We start from the raw sequence: 20,115 nt of genomic DNA, 5'->3' as shown, positions 1-20,115 counted from the left end.
TGTGTAGAACGGCTGGTAGCCGCCGCCGTGGAGCAGGATGAGCTTGAGATCGGGTAGTTCTTCGAACAATCCGGAGAAGATCATCCGGGTTGAGGCGACCATCGTTTCGAGAGGGTTCCCGATGCAGTTGGTCAGGAAGTAATCCGAGAAGCGGTTGCTTTCTGGATATCCGCTCGGGTGCAAGATGACCGGGATCCCTTTGGCGGCTACCGCCTGCCAGAATGGTCGGAAGCGAGGTTCGTCGAGGTTATGCCCGGCGATCGTGCCACCGATTTGCAGCCCCTTCGCACCGAGGTCGTCAACCGCCCGGTCCATCTCGGCAATGGCCAGGTCGATGTCCTGAAGGGGAACGGTGGCTCCAAACACTTTGTATCGGTCCGGGTAATCGGCCGCCGCGGCAGCCAGCTTGTCGTTTTGCATGCGGCTCAGTTCGGCACCGAGCGGGCCGGGGGTCCAGTAGAAGTATTCCGATACAAACGTGGCGAGGCCCTGGATGTCGACCCCCATCCGATCCATGTACTCGATTCGGGCAGCCGGCTCTGACAACTGGGCACCAATCGACGGAATCATTTCCTTGTTGTGCTCTATCGAGTCGGCACCCATGAAGTTGTCATACGGTTCGTATTCGGGCCGGTAGTGAGGAGCGGCCAGAGCCCGGGTCTCGGGTGTGGCGAGGTGACAATGGATGTCGATGGCCGGTGAACCTGCGTTGTCTATCGGCATGTCTTTGGTTACTCCTCGTTTGAGGCTCGATGGCCCGCTGCTGGGGGTTGGTCGATGCGCCGACAGAAAAAGGTCAGATTTCTGGTGACGCACCCGATTGTTTCGTCTACGCTTTTCGCAGATTGTATACATTCCATCATGCAGGATCCCCCGGAAATGTCGAATAATATCTCAGGGAGTGCTTCGCGTACCGCCGGACAGGTGGCGTCTAAGGCCATACGCGACCGGATTCTGTCGGGCGATCTGGCTCCAGGTGCGACGTTGAACCAGAACGAACTGGCCGCCTCGCTCGGTATGTCTCGTATACCGATCCGTGATGCGCTGCGGTCCCTCGCCGGTGAGGGCTTGGTTCGCCTCCGGGCCCGTTCGACCGCCACGGTCACTTCATTGTCGCTCGACGATCTCGAAGAGTTATACGAGATCCGGCTTGCGCTCGAACCCAAGCTCTGTCGAGAGGCCTTGCCGATGGTCGGACCGACCCAAATCGATTTGATGGCGCAGGCGCTCGAATTGATGGAAACGGCCGACGGTTCCGACTGGCTCGACCTGAACCGGGTGTTCCACGAAACGCTTTATATGTGTGCGGATAAGCCGCGGACCATCGAGGTGATCGATCAGATCCGACGAGCTACGGATCGGTATACGCGGATTTACCAACGATTCGACCGTATCAAGGTCCAGCTTGAACACCGCCTCATCTTTGAAGCGGTCTCGGATGGACATCCGCGCCGGGTAGAAGCACTGGTGGCCGCTCACCTGGCTGATGGCTATGAGACGATGCTGAGGTACCTCGCCCATGAAGAAGAAGCTTTTCAAACCAACGGCAACAACGCGGTGACAATGACCGTGGAAAACACAGGAGGAGAACAAGGATGAAGAGAACCGGCATAATCGTTTTGCTCGCTTTCGCCCTCGTGGCGTCGGCGTGTGGAGGCGACACTAGTGATACGACGACCGCAGCTGGTGGGGAACCGGCCTCCGGTCCCGCCAACGTGATTCGTTTCACATTCGCACCAGACCCGGTATGGGATTACATCAATGACAACGGGATCAAACAAGAGATGGAAGAAGCCTCAGGCGTCCGGATCATTGCCCAGGTGACCTGGGATGAGTTCGGTATTTATGCCGGTGGCTTCGCAGATATCGTTTCCGTTGGCGACTTCGAAGTACCTACCCTTGACGCCGAAACCGGCCAGAAGTCGGTCGTTTTTGGAAAGTACAACATCGATCGATCGGTGATCGCGGTGCCGGCTTCCGATACGACGAGCCAGACGTTGGTTGACCTGCAAGGCAAGAAGATTGCCGTCTGGGATTCAGTGTCATCGACCTTGATCTGGGGCGTGATCGTCAAGCAGATTCATGACCTCGACTTCCGCACCGGTGGTGGCGACTTCGAATTGGTGCAGGTCGATATCACCAACACCGGTCCTCTCGCAGCTGCCGAGGAAGTTGACGCCGCCATCGTGCTGCCCGACTTCGCCGTGAATGAGCTTATGACCGGCGCACTGCGGGTGCTTTATGACGGTCAGACGTCTGCCGAGGTGTACGCAACTCAAGTGGTCGGCAACGCTGACTATGAAGGTCCGATGATCAACGTCTTCCTCTCCCGAGAAGCCTGGTACAACGAGCACATCGAAGAGGTCAAGTTCTTCCTGGAACTCTGGGAAGCCGGCATCCAGGCATGGCAGGCCAACCAGGCCGAGATCATTGCCAGCTACCCGCAGCACTTCGCGGTCGAGACCGAGGAGCAGGTGGCATTCATGCAGGACTGGCTCAAGAAGCACGACTGGTTCGTGTCGACGGTGTATCTCGATGACGAATGGATCGACTCCACGAAACCGCTGTATGACGTCATGCGCGATAACGGCTTCATGGGGACGGACGAACCCGACCCGATCTTCGACACCCCGCAAAACAAGTAATAGATAATGGCCGGAGTCCTTGTCGATTCTGCTGAGGCTTCGGCCTTGGGTACCGCCGCCGGCTTGCGCCGGCGGCGGTACCTGGCGTTGGCCACCGGTTGGGTGGGCTTTGTCGTCATCTGGTGGTTACTGGCAGTCTGGGTGAATTCCGATGCCCGGTTGCCGTCACCCGCCAGGGTGTGGAATGAGGTGTGGATCATCTTCAATGGTGACCCGACGAACTCCCGTAATGACGGCGGCATCTTCTGGAACAATTTTCTCGCCAGTGTGATCCGGGTTCTCCTCGGCTTTGTGGTGGGAGTCGCCATGGGAACCCCGCTCGGGTTTCTCATGGGGCGCAACCGATACTGGCGAGCCTTCCTGAAATCCCCGGTGATGATCGCCGGATCGATTCCCGGCCTCACCTACGCGGTCATGGTTCTGGTCGTTTTCGGCATCTCGTTCGTCGGGCCGATCTTGGCGATTGGTCTCATCTCGATGCCGTACATAGCCATCAATGTCGCCGAGGGTGTTGGCGGGGTGGATAAGGGACTCTTGAATATGAGTCGGTCGTTTGGCCGATCGGAAAAGCAGATGTTCCGAGACGTGGTCGTGCCGTCGGTATTGCCGTTCATCTTTGCCGGCGTCCGGTTGTCGTTTTCCCTGGCCTGGAAAGTGGGCCAGCTCACCGAGGTGTTCGGAGCCAGTCAGGGCATTGGCTTCCAGATCCGCCGCAACTTTCAATTGTTCAATTTGCCGGCGGTCATCGCCTGGATCGGCCTCTTTATTATTTTTATGTTGGTGCTTGAACGATTCGTTCTCGTGCGAATCGAACGAAAGCTATTTCGGTGGCGACAATGGGAGCGTGAAGGATGACCACCCTGATTCAAGAGGTGGAGCCGGAGCCTGATTCGACCATCAAACGCTGGTTGGTATCAGATCGCGGGGCCACGATCAGTGCGGCGGTCCTGTTCCTCGTGATGTGGCAATTGCTGACCCTGTTCGCTCCCCGGGTGCCGACGCCGTGGGCCGTAGTCAAGATCATGTGGATCGAGGTGACGGGCGGCGACTACGGAAGCGTACGCAAAGGCGAATTCTGGAATCACTACGCGGCGACTCTTCAGCGATATGCCTACGGACTGGCCATTGGATTCACCGCCGGTGTGTTGGTCGGTGCGCTGATTGGAGCCTCCAACATCGCCAGGGCGCTCATCAGCGATACGGTGTTGGTGTTGCTCGCTCTGCCGGCCTTTGTCTGGGCATTCTTGACCACGATGTGGTTCGGGATCGGCTGGCAAGCGCCGGTGCTCACGGTGGCCTTTACGGCGTTTCCATTTGTGGCCGTGAACGTCGCTCAAGGGGTACGAGCCATCACCCCGGACCTGCGCCATATGTCGACGGCGTTCGGCGTTACTCCCGTCAAGCGTTTTCGGCATCTCATCCTCGCCGGTATCACCGGCTATGTATTTGCCGGTTTACGGTTCGCCATGATCGTGTCTTGGAACGGCGTGCTCCTCTCCGAATGGTTCAATGGCCAGGTCGGGGTCGGCTTCCGCACCCGGTACTGGTTCGACGCCAACCGGTATCCAGGCTTTCTTGGATGGGTGATCTCGTTCATCATTTTTGTCGTTGCCCTCGACCGACTGGTACTTACCAAACTGCAAGCTCGAGCCTTCCGGTGGAGGAAGACAAACGACGAATTAGACAAAGACCTATTAGCGACGGTTGGGTGAAAAGATGGCAAAAGTAACGGTATCCAAACTCGCGAAATTGTTTCCCCCTCCTATCAAGGGTGGAGACGTTGTCCGGGCTATCACGAATATCGATTTCGAGGTAGACGGCAACGTGTTCGTTTCGATTGTCGGTCCTTCGGGGTGCGGTAAGAGCACCTTGCTGAACATTTTGTCGGGCGTGGACACGCCAACTTCTGGCACTGTGACTGTTACCGAAGCCGGGAAACCGGCCAAGCTGGGATACGTGTTCCAGGATGCCCGTCTGCTTCCGTGGCGTTCGGTGATCGACAACATGATGTACGTGCGCGATGACGCCAGCGAAGAGTCGGTCGCCAACGCTGCCAAGTATCTGTCGATGGTTGGCCTCGACCACACCCATGAGATGTTTCCCGGTCAACTATCGGGAGGTATGCAGCAACGGGTTGGCATTGCCAGGGCGTTCTCCGTGGAGCCAGACCTCTTGCTTATGGATGAACCATTCAGTCACCTCGACGCTATGACGGCGCGTTCGTTGCGCGATCACCTGCAAGAGTTGTGGAGTCGAACCCGTAAAACCGTTCTGTTCGTTACCCACGACGTCATGGAGGCTGTGCAACTGTCTGACCGGATCATCGTTCTTGCCCCAGGTGGAGTGATCTACGACGACATCTCGATCGATTTGCCGCACCCACGCAGGGCGTCGGATCCGAAGGTGGCAACCCTTCAGGCCGAGATTCTTGGCCAGTTCGAAAACATGCAGATCCCTGCCGTCGAATAGCGTTGCCTGGCCCGATCATGGGCCGCGTGACCTTACGGGACGACTACTGGAACTTCGCCTGAATCGAGCGAGGGTGTCCAGGTTCCGATCGATCGGTCGACCGAAACGTCGGCCGTTTGAAGGATCTCGACCGCCCAGGCGTCGAAAAGGGCGTCGCCCTGGCGGCTGGCCGCCAGGGCGAGGATTTCATCCATGTGTTCCTCGGCGGGGGGAGCGTCTCGCTCGGTGACGGCCGCCACGTAGAAGATCCCGTCACTGGTTCGTCCGTAGGCAATGCCGATCTCACCGTCGAGGGCGACGGCGGCCAGGTCGCCCCCATGCTGTACCGGAGAGTGGCAGCCAAGGCTGGCCCCGACGACCTCGTCCCCGACTGCCGCCCTGACCGCCTCGAGGGTTTCGCCGGCTTCGGCCATCTGACGGGCCGTTTCCTCGGTCGCATCGTCGAGGAACGTCAAGACAGTCATGCACGATGAGGCATTGATGGCCAGGAAGTCGCGGTAGGCCTTCTCCATATCAACAACTCCCGGAACTTTGATGAGTTCTTCCTGAACCCGCTTTCGCAAGACATCCAGGTCGGCGTCGAGGGTGACCCTGGCCTCCGTGACATTGCGCTCCGCCAGTCGGGCTGCCACGTCGTCGCCGGGGCCCGACATCCGGGCCTCGAACGCTGCCTGTCGTTCATCGGTGGTGACAGAAACGCCGAATTCCGATTCGGCCGCATCCGTGAGAAGTTTGTGCAGAATCAACAAGAACGTACTCGACGCCGCCTCGTCCGGGTCTTGCGGTACTCCGTCAGGATGTAAGGCTTCGAGGTCGGTGCGGGGAATGTCGATGCCATTTACGGTGGCGAGGACTTCTGAACTGCCGCACGCCGATACAAAAACGATGAGGGCCAGCCCGGTGCCCAACGCTCGAGCCATCGAGGACCGTGTCATGGGCGGGTCGGGTGTTGTACGACAGCCCGATGGGCGCGGCGGGGATCGCCGGTACGTACGGCCACCGACTTTGACACCGCGTTCGGAGCGACATGGATCATGGGTGCGTCCAGACTAATTGAGCCAGCCATCGTAGTAATGGCCTGGTAGTTGGGCGGACGGCTGCTGAGTACGGAGGTTTGTCATTCTTCTCCGGCGGGAAGCCCCCGGGAATGCCAGCCGCGGGCGAGTCCAAACCCGGCCGTGGGGCCGGTCCGATGATCTGGAGATTGGTCTAGAGTCGTCGAAATGCATCCAACTGATCCTGGTAGCGGCCTTCCCGAAGTTGACTTCTCAGTTGTCGGGCCGCGCATCGGTGAGCGGTTCCCCGACTTGGAACTGCCAAACCAATCAGGTGAGATGATCGATCTCCATGAGTACCGGGCCGGTCGGTCGGCGATGATCAATTTTCATAGGTCAGCTGATTGGTGACCCTGGTGTCGCATGCAGCTGGTCGAGTTGCAACGCAACGTATTTGAAAAACAGGCCACCGATGTGGCGGTCATGGCCGTGTCCTACGATCCCGTTCAGGTTCTCGCTGACTTTGGCACCAAGAATGGGATCAAGTTTCCGCTGTTGTCCGATGTCGGCTCCCGGGTCATGGGCGAGTTGGGTTTGCTCAACCCGAATATGCCCGAGGAAACCGGATATTGGGGGTTCACCTACGCTGAGAAACACCAGGGCTTGCCGTACCCTGGCACGTTCCTGCTTGACAACGCCGGGGTGGTCGTAGACAAGGTATTCGAACGAAGCCACCGGGTTCGGATGGGTGGCAATGTCTTATTGGACCGCCTCGGATTGGAAGCCCGGGGAGGTGGAACCGTGGCCACCGCTTCGGGTCCGGCAGTCACGGCGGCCGCCTGGGCGGATGTCGATGAGTATTTCCCCAATCAGGTCATGCGGCTGACGATTCGGCTGGCGGTGGAAGATGGCTTCCACATCTATGTGCCGCCGAACCCATCAGGGTTTACCGAGCTGATGGTGGACATTCCGGGCCAAGAGGACGTTTACATGTTTTCGTTCCCCATGCCCGCTGGTCATGCGTTTTCGGTTGAAGGCTTCACGGAGGCGTTCACCGTCGCCGAGGGTGACATCGAGGTGGTCGTGCCGTTCTATGTTCAGCAGAACCTCGAAGCGGTCACAATCCCGATTCGTATCACCTATCAAGCCTGCAACGACACGATCTGCCTTCCGCCGGTCGTTCTGGATTTGGCGCTCGATCTGCGAGAAATCCGCGCGTAACACTTGGAGTTTCCGGGAACGCCAGGATCCAGCCGCATTCACTGTTGCGAGATGCCGCCGATGCATACGTACTTGGTCTCAAGGTATTCGCTCAGACCGTAGTGGGAGCCCTCGCGCCCGATACCTGATTCCTTGACTCCGCCGAACGGGTGGAGTTCGGTCGAGATCAAACCGGTGTTGACGCCGATCATGCCGTATTCGAGGCCCTCGCTGACCCGGAAGATCCGTCCGATATCGCCGGCGTAGAAGTAGGAGGCCAGGCCGTAGGTTGTGTCATTGGCCAGGGCGATCGCTTCGTCCTCGGTCGAAAACCGGTAGAGGGGGGCGACGGGTCCGAAGATCTCTTCGCGGGCGATGCGCATATCTTGGGTGACGTTGGTGAGGACGGTCACTTCGTAATAGGTCCGCCCCAGACGGTGGCGCTTTCCGCCGGTGAGAACGCTTGCTCCGTGCTGGAGGGCATCACCGACCAGTTCCTCAACCTTGGCCAGGGCGGCGTCGTTGACGAGCGGACCGATCTCGGTCCCGTCTTCAATGGCGGGACCGACCGCAAGCGCGCTCACCGCTTCGGCGAATTTCTTGGAGAACTCGTCGTACACACCGTCCTGGACATAGAGACGGTTGGCACAGATGCAGGTTTGACCGGTGTTTCGATACTTCGACGCGATCGCTCCCTGAACCGCCTCGTCGATGTCGGCGTCGTCGAACACGATGAACGGCGCATTCCCGCCGAGCTCGAGCGAGACGTTCTTCACGGTGTCCGCCGCGTTGCGCATGAGTAACTTGCCGACCTGGGTCGAACCGGTGAACGAGATTTTCCGGATGGTGGGGTTGGTTGACAATTCCTGACCAACCGGAGCCGGATCATTGGTGGTGACCAGGTTGAGCACCCCGTCCGGGACGCCGGCCCGCTGGGCCAGGGCTGCCACCGCCAACGCGGTGAGCGGGGCATCCTCGGGCGGTTTGACGACCGAGGTGCACCCGGCAGCAAGAGCCGGTGCGACTTTACGGGTGATCATCGCCAGTGGGAAGTTCCAAGGGGTGATGGCCGCGACCACCCCGATAGGCTGTTGGAGCACGAGCAATCGTTTACTGATGTCATGAGTCGGGATCACCTCGCCATAGGCCCGCTTGCCTTCTTCGGCGAACCATTCGACGAAGTTGGCGCCGAAGGCGACCTCGCCGCGCGATTCGCGGATCGGTTTACCCATTTCGAGCGTCATGAGCCGAGCGAGGTCTTCGGCATTCTCCAAGATGAGGGCATACCAGCGCTTGAGGATGGTGGCCCGCTGCTTGGCAGTCAGGGCTCTCCAGGCCGGGAAAGCACGATTGGCGGCATCGATGGCCCGAACGGTTTCAGCCACGCCCATATCGGGGACCGTACCGACCAGTGACCCATCGGACGGGTTGGTTACATCGAAGGTCGCGCCAGAGTCCGCATCGACCCATGCGCCATCGATGAGCGTCTGGGAAATGAGCAGGGTTGGGTCGTGTAAATCCATCATCCGTCCTTTGTTGCGTGTCCGATACACCAGGTAGGCGGCGGCGCTCGTGCGACTTCCTAGGCTCACAAACCGCTCGTGGCACTCCACCCGTGGTTCGTGCATCGTATAGGATCCGCCGCGGGAACGAGATTCGGTGACCACAAATCGGGCGTTTTACGCGCGTGGAATCAATTTGGGAAGGTCGACGATGATGGTGGGACCAGTACAAAAGCAGTCCAGGTCGTGAACCCCAGAATCCTGATTGCGGGCGGATCAATCGGCGGTCTGACCACGGCGGTCCTCTTGCGGGATCTCGGATACGACGTACAGGTTTTCGAACGGGCCAGTGCTGCCCTACAGGAACGCGGTACCGGCATTGTCGTGCTGCCGATTACCGAGCGATATTTCACAGAGGGCCGCCGCGGCGATGACGGCAGGGTCAGTCTCGAGTTAGCCGACTGGACCTACCTGGATCACTCGGGTGCGGTTAAATCGGCCCAGGCCGACCACTTCCGGTTCAGTGGCTGGAGCACCGTATATCGGGCCCTCCACGAGGCTTTCGATCCCGATCGGTACCACCTTGACTCGGAAATGGTTGGCTTTGATCAGCGGGCAGACGGGGTGACGCTGCATCTTGGCGATGGCCGGAGCGTTGATGGCGATCTCCTGATCTGTGCTGACGGATTGTCATCGACGGCCAGAAGCATTCTCTTGCCAGGCGTCGAGCCTACCTATGCCGGCTACGTCGCCTGGCGGGCCATTACACCCGAGCAAGCTCTCAGCGCGGCGACGCTCGCCACCCTGAGCGATGCCATGTTGTATCAGGTCCTCGATCACAGCCACATCCTCGTCTACGCCATTCCGTCTCCGTCGGGCAGCATCACGCCGGGGGAGCGAACCGTGAACTCGGTTTGGTATCGCAACTATCCGGACGACGGGGCCTTTGCCGACCTGATGACCGGGATCGACGGTGAGCGGAGAAGCGGGACGATGCCGCCCGGCATGATTCGGCCCGAGTTCGTCGAGGAGATGCGCCGGTCGGCCCGCGAGACGCTTGCCCCACCGATCCGGGAAGTGGTGCTCGCCTGTGACGAACCGCTCATTCAGGCCATTTTCGATCTTGAGGTACCGAGGATGGTATTTGGCCGGGTCTGTATCCTCGGCGATGCCGCCTTTGGGCTGCGGCCGCACGTGGCGGCCGGTCAGGCCAAGGCGTGTGCTGATGCGTGGGCACTGCATGACGCCCTCATCGAGGTTGACCATGACCTCGATGCCGCGCTAGCCGTTTGGGAGCCGCGCCAACTGCAACTCGGTCGAAGCGCCGTTGCCAAAACCCGGATGATGGGCCACCGATCACAGGTGGCGGGAACCATGGTCGCCGGCGACCCGGCCTGGAAATTCGGCCTATGGGAGCCGGGTAACTGAAAAACCAGGTCGAGGCGGACGCGCCCTCGGAATCAATCGTATATGATGCAAGATCATCGTGATAGGAGTTTGTTGTGGCCGATCAACCGTGGAAAACCGACCAGTGGTTTTCAAGCCCGTGGAATTATCTCCCGGAAGTCACCGAAGGATTCAATTTTCCCGAGAAAGTCGAGATTCACGACGTAACCCTGCGCGATGGCGAGCAGCAGGCCGGCGTCGAGTTTTCGGCCGATGACAAGGTCCGCATCGCCGAAGCTCTCTCGGCGTCCGGTGTCCATCGGATCGAAGCTGGACTTCCAGCCGTCTCCCCTTCGGACACCGAAGCCATCAAGCGCATGGTCGCCCTTGACCTCGATACTGAGGTGTATGCCTTCTCTCGCTGCATGGTGGCCGACGTACAACTCGCTCTTGACTGCGGCGTCAAAGGTGTCGTTATGGAAGTCCCGGCCAGCCACCACCTCATTGAGAAGGGCTACCGGTGGCCGGTCGAGAAAGCGATCGAGGCTTCCATCGAGTCGACCAAATTTGCTCACGAAAACGGGTTACAGGTTTCTTTCTTCCCGATCGATGCCACCCGCTCGAGCATGTCGCAACTCCTCGACGACCTTGAAGCTGTCGCTACCGACGGTCATGTCGACAAGGTTGCGCTGGTTGACACATTCGGGGTCATCTCCCCACATGCGGTGAGCTACTACACCCGCCGGGTTCGCGAACGCCTAAACGTTCCGCTCGAGACCCATTTCCACATGGACTTCGGCATGGGTGTGGCCAATTCGATTCTGGCCGTTGCCGAAGGTGCCTCGGTTATCCACACGACGGTTAGCGGCATCGGCGAACGAGCCGGCAACGCTCCTACCGAAGAAACGGTCTTGGCCCTTCTCACCATGTACGGGATCGACACCGGGATCGACACCAAATCATTCACCGCGGTTGCCCGACTCGTGGCCGAGTTGTCCGGGGTGACCCAGCCGTCCAATCGTCCGATTACCGGTGACATGCTCTACAACGTCGAGTCGGGGATTATTGCCACCTGGGTAAAGAACGTGGTCGATGAACTCACCGAGCCATTCCCGTTCCGGCCCGAGTTGGTCGGTCAGGCGCCGCCTGAGATCGTTCTCGGTAAAGGTTCCGGGCTGGACTCGGTTGCTATCTGGCTCGGCAAGAACGGCATCTACGACGCCGACACGAAAGACATCGAAGTCATCCTGGCTGAGGTCAAGGAGAAGTCACTGGAGAAGAAAGGGCTCCTCGACAACGACGAGTTCCTCGACATCGTTCGGGAAATACTCCCGGACAAGTTTTAGAAGTCAGTAAGCGACGGACGAGTAGGGAGTTACCACACGATGCGTGAAGCATATTTCGGAATGAGTACCGACTGGAAGGAAGGCATCAACTGGGCCAACATTCGAGACTGGCGTCTCAAGAGGGCCCATGCCGAAATGGAAAAGGCCGGGCTGGGTGCCCTCCTTTTGTTCTACGACGAGAACATGCGGTATGTGTCTTCGACGCTCACCCCGGGCTGGAACCGCCTCAAGCCGGGTCTTCGCTATGTGGTCTTGCCGGCCGGCAAGCCACCGATCGTCTACGAACAGGGTGACATCGGATTCCATCTCAAAGAACACAACCCGTGGATCCCCGAGGAGAACATCCGTTACTCCTACATCTGGATCAAGGGGGCGGTTGGTCCGGCTGCCGAACAGCAAGTCAACAAGTTCGTGGATTCGTTGATGAACGACCTTGAGGAGGCCGGCGTCAAAGACATGCCACTGGGCGTCGACTTCATCGACATCAACTTGATGCGTGAGTTCGAAAAGCGCAACATCAACTGGACCGACGGCATGACTCCGATGATGAATGCCAGGGCGATCAAGAGCCCGGATGAGATCAAGGCGTTCCAGATCGTCGGGGCCATCTGTGACAAGGTTCACTACGACATCACCAATTACATCAAGCCAGGTATGACCGAAAACGAGGTCGCCGCCTTTGGCTTCGAGAAGTTGTATTCGATCCCCGGCATGGAGGACGTCGAAGACGTCATCGTGTCGTCCGGCCCGAATGCCTGGCCGAACTGGCGTAACTTCTCGGACCGGATGATCCGGCCTGGTGAACTCGTCATCATCGACCTGGCCGCCCTCACGTGGAATGGTTTCAAGTCGTGCTGCTATCGCACCTACTGCGTGGGTGGGACGCCGACCGCCGAACATCAGGCGACGTACGACGCGGCTCACAGCTGGCTGTGGGATTCGATCGAAGAAGTCAAGCCCGGCGTGACGACCGCCGACGTTGCCGCCAAGTGGCCATCTGCCAAGGAAGCGTGGGGCTACGAGGAGGAAGATCAGGCTGCTGCCAACAACTGGGGCCATGGCCTCGGTCTGGCGCAATACGATCCGCCGGTCATCTCCCGCATCTGGTCGCTTGATCATCCGGTTGAGATTCAGCAGGGCATGACATTTGCCCTCGAAACGCAACACGGCAAGCTGCACGATCACGGTGTGCGACTTGAGGAGATGCTCTACGTCACCGAGACCGGCTACGAGATGGTCACGACCTATAAGCAGCACGAGATCATTTCGACCGCCTAATTGGTGCTGATCGATCTCGACGACGAGTTAGCGCAGGACCCCGGGCACACCGGCGCCAAGGCGGCGTGGTTGGCCCGGGGTCGTCGCGCCGGGCTTCCGGTACTTCCGGGGGCGGTAGTCCCTGCGGAGCTGTCCAGGAGTGAGATGCTCCGTGGATCCGAGGTGATGGCCCAACGCGGTCCCGGTGGGGCGTTGCTAACCATCAGTACAGGGCCGATGGATGCGGAGACCGAAACGGCGATAGTGGATGCGGCCGGGTCGCTCGGTGATCCGCTGGTGGTGCGCTCATCGAGTGTGTTGGAAGCGGGTGGCGAGTGGTCAGGGGCTTTCACGTCCTACCTCGACATTCATCCCAACGAAGCGCCCAGGGCAGTGCGCGGTTGCTGGGCTTCGGCGTTCACGGTGCACACGCTTGAGCGATACGAAGCAGCTGAACTCGAACCGGGCTCGATTCCCATGGCGGTCCTCATCCAGCGAGCCCTCGACCCCGACTTTGGTGGAGTGGCGCGGTTGGTCGACGGCGAGGTGACGGTCATTGGGGTAGCCGGTTCGCCCGCACCGCTGGTCCAGGGCTGGGATCCTGGCGCGCATGGGAGGGTCTCGGCCGCGGGGATGGTGACCGGTGAATCGGCACTCGCACTGATGGGGGAGGACCTTATCGCCGAGGTTGCGAACGTCCTTCAACGCGCCGATCGGTCGATCGGAGCGAACTCGTGCGAATGGGCATCTGTGGATGGCGAGGTGACTCTTCTGCAGCTCATGCAGTTTGAACAACGACCATCCCTGGTGGTTGATATCCCGGCGGCTTTTTCGGCTCCGGCGATCGCTGATCTTGCCAGGCTGGTTCGGCGGTTTCCTGGTCCGCTTGGTGAGGAGCTCGTGTTGCCGTGGGCGGTGGCGGCTCCTGCCTACTTCCTCGAACCGGTTGAAGCTCTCGACGTCGATCCACTTGAAGCGCTGCTCGAGGCGACCGAACAATCCCGGGCTTTGGTGTCGGCTGCCTGGAGAATCACCAAGTCGGTCAGCACGGATCGAGCGGCCAGCATGGTCCGGGGCCTTCGCGGGGACGAGACCGAGCGGGCGATGGCAGCCTTTGCGGACCTGAGGGTTCCCGACCTTGATCGAGCAACCAACGTACTGAGGTTGCTCGAGACCGCTCGGCGCGGCCTCGTAAACGCCGGCGCGGTCGCGCATTCGGAGTTGGCGTGGCATCTGCCATTGCGGGAAGCGATTGCCGTGTTGCGTGAAGGAACCGCCCCGGCCCTGAAGTCGCGGATCGGCTTTGACCGCTGGGAACCATTCGACGTTGCCGCGGTCATGGCCCACGGCAAGGTGGGCGTCGGTGTCCCGGCCGCTCCCGGGACCGCTGTCGGGCGCATGTGTTTTGTGTCCGATCCCCATGACGTTCCGCATTTCCGGCCGAGGGATGTCGTGGTCGGAACCCACCCGTTGCCGAACCTGGCCGCCCTCCTGTGGGATGCGTCCGCGCTTATCACTACCGGCGGGGGCCCGGCCGCCCACCTGTTCGAGTCTGCCAGGGCCCTAGGGATTCCGGCCGTTACCGGGCTGGATCTTGAAGGTCTGCTTGCCGGCGATCCGACCGACAAGACGGGCGAGGTCTCATTGGCGGTAGATGGTCAGGGTGGACGGGTCTGGGCGACGCCCTGGTAGTCGGTTGGTGATCCGCTAGACGTGCATCAAAACCTTGAGCGAAGACGCATCATGAACCAGCTCGAACGCTTTGGCTGCGTCATCGAGAGCCAGTTCGTGCGTCACGATCGGTTCCAACACGAGACGGCCGGTGGCGGCGAGGGCGATGCCAACGGCGTAGTCGCCAGGTAGTGCAGCTCGCGGGTTGTAGAGGGTCAACTCCTTGAAATAGAGCTGGTAGTAGGGCAACCCTTCGTTACCACCGGTAAGCGTCCCGAATACGAGTACTTCACCGCCGATTCCGACGAGATCGATGGCCTGGGCGAGGGTCTTCTCGTACCCGACCGCTTCAACTACCAGATCGGGGCCGCGACCATCGGTCAACTCAGCGAGGACGGACGCCGCCTGGTCGGGAGCGGCGGTAGCCGTTGCGCCGTGCTGGGCCGCCAGGTCTCGCTTCCACTCAGAGCGGGTGATCCCGACAACGGTGACTCCGCGTTCGGCCAGGAGTTGGACCATGAGTTGGCCCGCAACGCCCAGGCCAATCACGGCCGCTACCTGTCCGGGGAACACGTTCACGGCGTTCTGGGCGTGAATGCAGGTTCCGAGAACCTGGAGAAGGCCTGACGCAGTGGCCGAGATGCTGGCAGGTACGGGTAGGACGGCCGCGACGGGCGCTCGAACATATTCTGCGAATACGCCATCGATTTCGCGTCCCATGAGGCCGGCGTTGCGACATAGATGGGGTCGGCCTTTTCGGCAGAGGTCGCACCATCCGCAGCTTGACGCCGGGTCGACCAGTACGCGGTCGCCTGGTTTTACCGGAGCACCGGCAGGTGCCTCGATGACGGTGCCGATCATCTCGTGCCCGAGTACCCGGGGATAAAGAACCGGGATCGCTCCAGTGAAGACTTTCACGTCGGTCCCGCATACGCCGACGGTGTTCGGCTTGATAAGCACCTGGCCGTTGGCGTCCGGAACGGGGATGTCGGCGATTTCGAGTGTCGAAGGTGCGGTGACCCGGACGGCTTTCATGAGGGCAGTCTCCTTGATGACGGTACGGTGAGACTAACCAAATATGTTGCACGATCCGCCCGCGTTCCCTCCCATTCCCGCGTCGAGTGTGCATCCATGCGTGATAGTGCAAATCGTATGCACACTCGTTTGGAAAAGTGGCCGGTCTCCCGATGACGGGCTGGCCGCGGTTGCCGCTAGGTTCCCGGGACCGGATCTATCCGGTGACGATGTTGCCGAAGCGGTGGAGGGTTCTCGAAATGGCCTGTTCCCGGACGTAATGGCGTAATTCGAGGAAACCACTACTCGTTACCGGGTCGCTCGCGATGTGAACCCCGGCTTGGGCGGCCGCCCGGAGCACCGGGTCGGTGGTACTCCCGACCAGCCGGATCCGTTCTACGCCGAGGGTGGGTATCCGGGCTGCGAATGCCTCGTCGGTTTCGTCCTTCGACATGACCAACTCGCAACCGGCCACTCCGGCGGCATGGATTACCCGATCGATTTCCGACTGGCTGGCCCCTGAGCCGATCCGCAGTCCGATCCTGGCCAGTGGTCGATAGCGGAAGATGTTGGCCTCGCAGTACAGGTCGGTGGGATCGTGCTCAACGGCGAACTCTTCAAGCCACGCTTGCTGGTCGGCGGCCCTGGCCGCCGTCAGCTGGTCGGCGTCGAATGGTGTCTGGGGATGCCAGGTGCCGAGTTGAGCAACGTAGTTGGGTCCGCCTGCCTTGGCGCCAGGCCCAACGCTTGACTTCTTCCATCCCCCGAAGGGCTGGCGTTGGACGATGGCGCCGGTGATCGGGCGGTTCACATAGGCGTTGCCGACTTGGACCAAGTCGGTCCACTCGTCCATCTCATGGGGATCGAGGGTATGAATCCCCCCGGTCAGACCGAACTCGTTGCCATTTTGGATGTGAATGGCCTCCGTGAGGTTGCGGGCAGCCATGACCCCGAGGACCGGTCCGAAACATTCCGTTTGGTGGAACCAACTCCCGGGCTTAACCCCGATGCGAACTCCCGGTGACCAGAGGTTGTCGTCGAGTTGACGGGGTTGAACCAACCATTCTTCCCCGGGATCGAGGGTGCCCAAACCGCGCTGCAACTTCGGGGGCGGTGGACCGATCAATGGTCCAACCGTGGTAGAGATGTCCGTCGCCTGACCAACGGCGAGGCTCTCAACGGCATCGATGAGTTGGCGCCTGAACCGAGGCGACTCATATACGTCGCCGACGCAGATCGCCAGGGAAGCTGCCGAGCATTTTTGTCCAGCATGTCCGAAGGCCGATGCAACCAGATGTGTCACGGCTAAGTCGATGTCCGCGTGGGGAGTGATGATGAGGGAGTTTTTACCGCTCGTTTCGGCGAACAAGCGCAGCTGGGGATTCCAGTCTTTGAACATCGCCGCCGTCTCGGACGAGCCGGTGAGAATCACGCCGTCCACCCCGACGATCAACCGCTGCCCGACCTCATCGTCAGGGGTTCGAATGAACTGGAGGACGTCCTGGCTGAACCCTGCTTCCCACAGACACTCGGCAACGATTTCGGCACATCGGGGCGTTTCCGGTGCAGGTTTGAGGATGACGCAGTTTCCGGCTGCCAGCGCGGCCAGGACGCCGCCTGCCGGAATCGCGACTGGAAAGTTCCAGGGCGGAACGACCGCCACCGTTCCGAGAGGCTCAAACCGGGCCTCTGCCCGGGACAACTCGACAGCTCGCTCGGCGTAATAGGTGGCGAAATCGATTGCCTCGGACACCTCGGGGTCCGCCTGAGCGATTGTCTTGTTTCCTTCATGCACCATGGCAGCGATCAGATCGCCGCGCCTTCTGGCCAGGGCATCGGCGGCGGCTGAGAGGAGGTCTTTGCGCCGGCCGGGACTTGTTGCTTGCCAGTCGGCTTGTGCCCGCCTGGCCCGGTCAAGTGCCGCATCGACGTCGGCGATCTCGGTGGTGAGTGGGGCGTGTGGACCTTGACCCGTGGTCTGGAGGATCTCGATTGCCCAGGCGCGGTTCTGGGGAAGCGCCGGGTCAGTATCTGGTTCATTCACGAAGGTACCCGCCGCCGTCGCGGCCGCCGCCAAAGCCGGTCGAGTTTGACGGCGCTGCGGTTCGCTGCCGATCTCCCATCGGCTCGCCAATGACGTTACGAATTCCTGGCGTCTTCGCTCGAATTCCGGAGTGCCAGGGGCGAGGCTGAATACCGATCGCATGAAGTTCTGAGGAGCGGCATTCTCCTCGAGTCGACGAAAGAGATAGCTGATCGCCACGTCGAAATTCTCCCTCGCCACGATGGGCGTGTACAGGATAAGCCCATGATCCGGGGCTCCATCCCTGACGACCCTGGCCTGGGCCGGAGACATTCCCTGGAGCATCTCGAACTGGATCCGATCCGCCACGCCGCGTCGTCCTGCGAGAAGATCAGCCCAGGCCACATCGAAGAGGTTATGGCTGGCGATGCCAATTCGCACCGCCCTGGTGTGGTCCGGGGTGAGCGCCCAGTCGAGGCATCGCTTGTAGTTGGCATCAACCTCGTTCTTCGTGAGGTATGGCGCCTGAACCCATCCGTGGATCGCCGCTTCGACCTTCTCCATCGCCAGGTTGGCGCCCTTGACCAATCGGATCTTGATCGTCGAGCCACCGTTCTCGTGGCGCTGGTTGGCCCAGACGACCAGGTCCTGGAGAGCATTGAATGAGTCCGGGAGGTAGGCCTGCAGGACAATGCCCGCTTCGATCGCCGGCCGGGCATCGAGGGCATCTTTGAAGGCCGACACCGTCAGATCGAGGTCGAGGTACTCCTCCATGTCGAAGTTAACGAATGTGGGCGGATTGGTGGAACTTGCCGCGTCGAGTAACTCGCTGAGAGCCTCCCGGATCCGGGTCTGACTTCCTTTCCAATCCCAGTGATTCAGTTGGGCCACGATTGACGAGAGCTTGACGGACACATAGTCAACAGAAGGGTCGGCAATGAGGGCGAGGATTGCATCGAATCGATTTCGCGCTTCCCGATTGCCGAGCACGGCCTCTCCGAGCAGGTTGACATTTTGAGCAAAACCCTGGCCGCGCCGCATGTCAAGGTGTTCAACAAGTTTGGATGATTCGCTATCGACGATCAGATGCCCGACCAGGTGGCGCATGCGGCGACGGGCGAGAGGAATCACAATTCCCGGCAGGACGGGACCGACCATCGCACCGATTTTCAGGAGGAGGCGGTCGATTGGGGAGAGAAACTCGGGGAGCGGTTCGTTTTGGACGAGGGAGCGAAGCTGGGTGGCCGACACCCGATTGTCGTCTGGTCGGGTCACGCGGTCGATGAATCGCATGGTGAACGAGACGCCCGTCGGGTCTTCGATCAGTTCTTGGAGCGGTCCGGTCGAGGCACGATCCTCATCGGTCTCGGTTGCCTTGGCCGAAGTGACCCAGGTGGCTACCAACTCGGTCGCTTCATCTGCCAGGAGGCTCGGATCATGCATCTGAGTAGGCGTCCTTCTTCACGGAGCGCAGACTAGGCCGTACGACTTGAATCGGCCGCAGTTCCGTCGCGATTCATCTCATCCGCCCTTCGACGGCGATCGAGTCCGGAATTGGCCTGGCAGCAAAAGACGGCAGTATGGATTTGGAACGTGGGTTAATTCGGCTGATTCAACAGTTGAGTGCCAACTTCTCCGTCGAATCGATTGTTCGTAAGGTTAGAGTAAAGCCCCGCTGACGAAAGAGTACGCTGCATGCCGGGTCCGATCGAGCTTGATGCGACCGACAAAGCCATCATCGACCACCTTCAGGATGATGGCCGAATCCCATATTCCCGGCTCGGGCCACTCGTGGGATTGTCACCGGCGGCCGCCCGCCAACGAGTTCTGAGCCTCACGGAGCATGGAGTCATGCAGGTGGTGGCGGTCACCGATCCGACTTCGCTTGGTTTTGACGCTCAAGCCTGGATGGGAATCAACGTGTCGGGGGACCTCGATACGGCCGCCGAGGCGATTGCCCAAATCACCGAGGTCGATTACGTCGTCATTACGGCTGGCCGCTTCGACATCATGATTGAGCTCGTGTGCGAGACAACCGAGCACCTCATGAAGGTGATGAATCAGATTCGCAGCATTGACACGGTGGCGTCGTCGGAGGTATTCACTTACCTACGACTCGTGAAACAGACCTACGACTGGGGTACCAGGTAGATCATCTGGCCGCCGCCACCTCGGCCACGGCTTCGGCCAGAACGTCCATTGCCTCATCGACCTGTTCGTGGCTCACGCCGAGCGGTGGTAGGAACCGCACGCAGTTCGAATAGAGACCGGCCCGGATGGTGATGAGGCCGCGGGTGAGCGTGGCTGCGCAAATCGCCGCGGTTGACTCCATATCCGGCGTCTTTGATTTTGGGTCCATGACGATTTCGGCCACGAGCATCGGGCCGAGGCCCCGAACATCGCCGATGAGGTCCGGGTGGGCGGCCTGGATCCCTTCAAGGCGGGTCCGCATGTGGTCGCCAATGGATGTGGCGTGATCAAGGAAATCTGGATCGGAGATCAGCCGGATCGACTCGATGGCCGCTACACAGGCGAGAGGGTTGCCGCTGTACGTTCCTCCCAGGCCCCCCGGATGGGGGGCGTCCATAAGCTCCGCTCGACCGGTGA

The 20,115-nt window shown here is 60.3% G+C and carries 18 protein-coding genes; 12 read left to right on the top strand and 6 right to left on the bottom strand.

What is annotated here, in order from left to right:
* On the bottom strand, positions 1 to 723 hold a 723-nt coding region (locus tag JJE47_09345; GenBank protein MBK5267624.1), incomplete at its 3' end, for an amidohydrolase family protein.
* 156 nt (positions 724 to 879) lie between these two features.
* On the opposite strand from JJE47_09345, the gene JJE47_09340 reads away from it, so the two are divergent.
* Genes JJE47_09340 through JJE47_09320 form a run of 5 tightly spaced genes read left to right on the top strand, consistent with a single transcriptional unit; the run spans position 880 to position 5,114 of the window.
* Positions 880 to 1,599: a GntR family transcriptional regulator gene (locus JJE47_09340; protein MBK5267623.1), complete on the top strand. Its 720-nt coding sequence runs from the start codon at positions 880 to 882 to the stop codon at positions 1,597 to 1,599.
* Positions 1,596 to 2,645 (top strand): ABC transporter substrate-binding protein, encoded by a 1,050-nt coding sequence (locus JJE47_09335; protein ID MBK5267622.1) that lies wholly within the window; start codon positions 1,596 to 1,598, stop codon positions 2,643 to 2,645. Before JJE47_09340 ends, JJE47_09335 begins: the two co-directional genes overlap by 4 nt.
* Before the next feature lie 6 nt (positions 2,646 to 2,651).
* Positions 2,652 to 3,500 carry an ABC transporter permease gene (locus JJE47_09330; protein ID MBK5267621.1) on the top strand — a complete coding sequence of 283 codons (849 nt, stop codon included), beginning with the start codon at positions 2,652 to 2,654 and terminating at the stop codon, positions 3,498 to 3,500.
* Entirely contained in the window at positions 3,497 to 4,357 is an 861-nt protein-coding gene (locus tag JJE47_09325; protein MBK5267620.1) for an ABC transporter permease subunit, read from the top strand. The genes JJE47_09330 and JJE47_09325 overlap by 4 nt, the downstream gene beginning before the upstream one ends.
* A gap of 4 nt (positions 4,358 to 4,361) precedes the next feature.
* Entirely contained in the window at positions 4,362 to 5,114 is a 753-nt protein-coding gene (locus tag JJE47_09320) for an ABC transporter ATP-binding protein (GenBank protein ID MBK5267619.1), read from the top strand.
* A 32-nt stretch (positions 5,115 to 5,146) separates the two neighbouring features.
* Here the strand turns inward: JJE47_09320 and JJE47_09315 are convergent, their stop codons facing one another.
* Positions 5,147 to 6,034, bottom strand: coding sequence for a hypothetical protein (locus JJE47_09315; protein MBK5267618.1), 888 nt, complete (start codon positions 6,032 to 6,034; stop codon positions 5,147 to 5,149).
* A 303-nt stretch (positions 6,035 to 6,337) separates the two neighbouring features.
* On the opposite strand from JJE47_09315, the gene JJE47_09310 reads away from it, so the two are divergent.
* Together JJE47_09310 and JJE47_09305 are read left to right on the top strand one after the other, a co-directional pair.
* Positions 6,338 to 6,520, top strand: a complete 183-nt coding sequence (locus JJE47_09310) for a redoxin domain-containing protein (protein ID MBK5267617.1) — start codon at positions 6,338 to 6,340, stop codon at positions 6,518 to 6,520.
* A 12-nt stretch (positions 6,521 to 6,532) separates the two neighbouring features.
* Entirely contained in the window at positions 6,533 to 7,330 is a 798-nt protein-coding gene (locus JJE47_09305; GenBank protein MBK5267616.1) for a redoxin domain-containing protein, read from the top strand.
* A gap of 38 nt (positions 7,331 to 7,368) precedes the next feature.
* On the opposite strand, the gene JJE47_09300 is transcribed toward JJE47_09305, so the two are convergent.
* The gene (locus JJE47_09300) at positions 7,369 to 8,832 is read right to left on the bottom strand and encodes an NAD-dependent succinate-semialdehyde dehydrogenase (protein MBK5267615.1); all 1,464 of its coding nucleotides are present in this window, start codon (positions 8,830 to 8,832) and stop codon (positions 7,369 to 7,371) included.
* 225 nt (positions 8,833 to 9,057) lie between these two features.
* Between JJE47_09300 and JJE47_09295 the strand changes: the two genes are divergently transcribed.
* The 4 genes from JJE47_09295 (at position 9,058) to JJE47_09280 (ending at position 14,492) form a co-directional block, all read left to right on the top strand.
* Positions 9,058 to 10,239, top strand: coding sequence for an FAD-dependent oxidoreductase (locus JJE47_09295; protein ID MBK5267614.1), 1,182 nt, complete (start codon positions 9,058 to 9,060; stop codon positions 10,237 to 10,239).
* A gap of 74 nt (positions 10,240 to 10,313) precedes the next feature.
* Positions 10,314 to 11,543, top strand: coding sequence for a pyruvate carboxyltransferase (locus JJE47_09290; GenBank protein MBK5267613.1), 1,230 nt, complete (start codon positions 10,314 to 10,316; stop codon positions 11,541 to 11,543).
* Positions 11,544 to 11,582: 39 nt separating this feature from the next.
* Positions 11,583 to 12,821, top strand: a complete 1,239-nt coding sequence (locus JJE47_09285; protein MBK5267612.1) for an aminopeptidase P family protein — start codon at positions 11,583 to 11,585, stop codon at positions 12,819 to 12,821.
* Between the two features lie 144 nt (positions 12,822 to 12,965).
* Positions 12,966 to 14,492: a hypothetical protein gene (locus tag JJE47_09280; protein MBK5267611.1), complete on the top strand. Its 1,527-nt coding sequence runs from the start codon at positions 12,966 to 12,968 to the stop codon at positions 14,490 to 14,492.
* A gap of 15 nt (positions 14,493 to 14,507) precedes the next feature.
* On the opposite strand, the gene JJE47_09275 is transcribed toward JJE47_09280, so the two are convergent.
* Positions 14,508 to 15,506, bottom strand: a complete 999-nt coding sequence (locus JJE47_09275; GenBank protein ID MBK5267610.1) for an alcohol dehydrogenase catalytic domain-containing protein — start codon at positions 15,504 to 15,506, stop codon at positions 14,508 to 14,510.
* 196 nt (positions 15,507 to 15,702) lie between these two features.
* Positions 15,703 to 18,951 (bottom strand): bifunctional proline dehydrogenase/L-glutamate gamma-semialdehyde dehydrogenase, encoded by a 3,249-nt coding sequence (locus JJE47_09270; GenBank protein MBK5267609.1) that lies wholly within the window; start codon positions 18,949 to 18,951, stop codon positions 15,703 to 15,705.
* Between the two features lie 252 nt (positions 18,952 to 19,203).
* Here JJE47_09270 and JJE47_09265 point away from each other — a divergent pair, with 252 nt between their 5' ends.
* On the top strand, positions 19,204 to 19,659 hold the full coding sequence (locus tag JJE47_09265; protein MBK5267608.1) for an Lrp/AsnC family transcriptional regulator: 456 nt from the start codon (positions 19,204 to 19,206) through the stop codon (positions 19,657 to 19,659).
* A gap of 1 nt (position 19,660) precedes the next feature.
* Here JJE47_09265 and JJE47_09260 read toward each other — a convergent pair.
* The coding region (locus tag JJE47_09260) for an aminotransferase class III-fold pyridoxal phosphate-dependent enzyme (protein MBK5267607.1) at positions 19,661 to 20,115 on the bottom strand (455 nt) is incomplete at its 5' end.

It is taken from the genome of Acidimicrobiia bacterium (genome assembly GCA_016650365.1).
In the GTDB taxonomy this organism is placed as follows: Bacteria; Actinomycetota; Acidimicrobiia; order Spongiisociales; family JAENVV01; genus JAENVV01.
Note: the sequence above shows the minus strand (reverse complement) of the source record. Positions and strands in the feature narration are given on the sequence as shown.

Coding starts and splice junctions, on each gene's coding strand:
- JJE47_09340 (MBK5267623.1), top strand. CDS start 880: ATGTCGAATAATATCTCAGGGAGTGCTTCGCGTACCGCCGGACAGGTG.
- JJE47_09335 (MBK5267622.1), top strand. CDS start 1,596: ATGAAGAGAACCGGCATAATCGTTTTGCTCGCTTTCGCCCTCGTGGCG.
- JJE47_09330 (MBK5267621.1), top strand. CDS start 2,652: ATGGCCGGAGTCCTTGTCGATTCTGCTGAGGCTTCGGCCTTGGGTACC.
- JJE47_09325 (MBK5267620.1), top strand. CDS start 3,497: ATGACCACCCTGATTCAAGAGGTGGAGCCGGAGCCTGATTCGACCATC.
- JJE47_09320 (MBK5267619.1), top strand. CDS start 4,362: ATGGCAAAAGTAACGGTATCCAAACTCGCGAAATTGTTTCCCCCTCCT.
- JJE47_09315 (MBK5267618.1), bottom strand. CDS start 6,034: ATGGCTCGAGCGTTGGGCACCGGGCTGGCCCTCATCGTTTTTGTATCG.
- JJE47_09310 (MBK5267617.1), top strand. CDS start 6,338: ATGCATCCAACTGATCCTGGTAGCGGCCTTCCCGAAGTTGACTTCTCA.
- JJE47_09305 (MBK5267616.1), top strand. CDS start 6,533: ATGCAGCTGGTCGAGTTGCAACGCAACGTATTTGAAAAACAGGCCACC.
- JJE47_09300 (MBK5267615.1), bottom strand. CDS start 8,832: ATGGATTTACACGACCCAACCCTGCTCATTTCCCAGACGCTCATCGAT.
- JJE47_09285 (MBK5267612.1), top strand. CDS start 11,583: ATGCGTGAAGCATATTTCGGAATGAGTACCGACTGGAAGGAAGGCATC.
- JJE47_09280 (MBK5267611.1), top strand. CDS start 12,966: ATGCTCCGTGGATCCGAGGTGATGGCCCAACGCGGTCCCGGTGGGGCG.
- JJE47_09275 (MBK5267610.1), bottom strand. CDS start 15,506: ATGAAAGCCGTCCGGGTCACCGCACCTTCGACACTCGAAATCGCCGAC.
- JJE47_09270 (MBK5267609.1), bottom strand. CDS start 18,951: ATGCATGATCCGAGCCTCCTGGCAGATGAAGCGACCGAGTTGGTAGCC.
- JJE47_09265 (MBK5267608.1), top strand. CDS start 19,204: ATGCCGGGTCCGATCGAGCTTGATGCGACCGACAAAGCCATCATCGAC.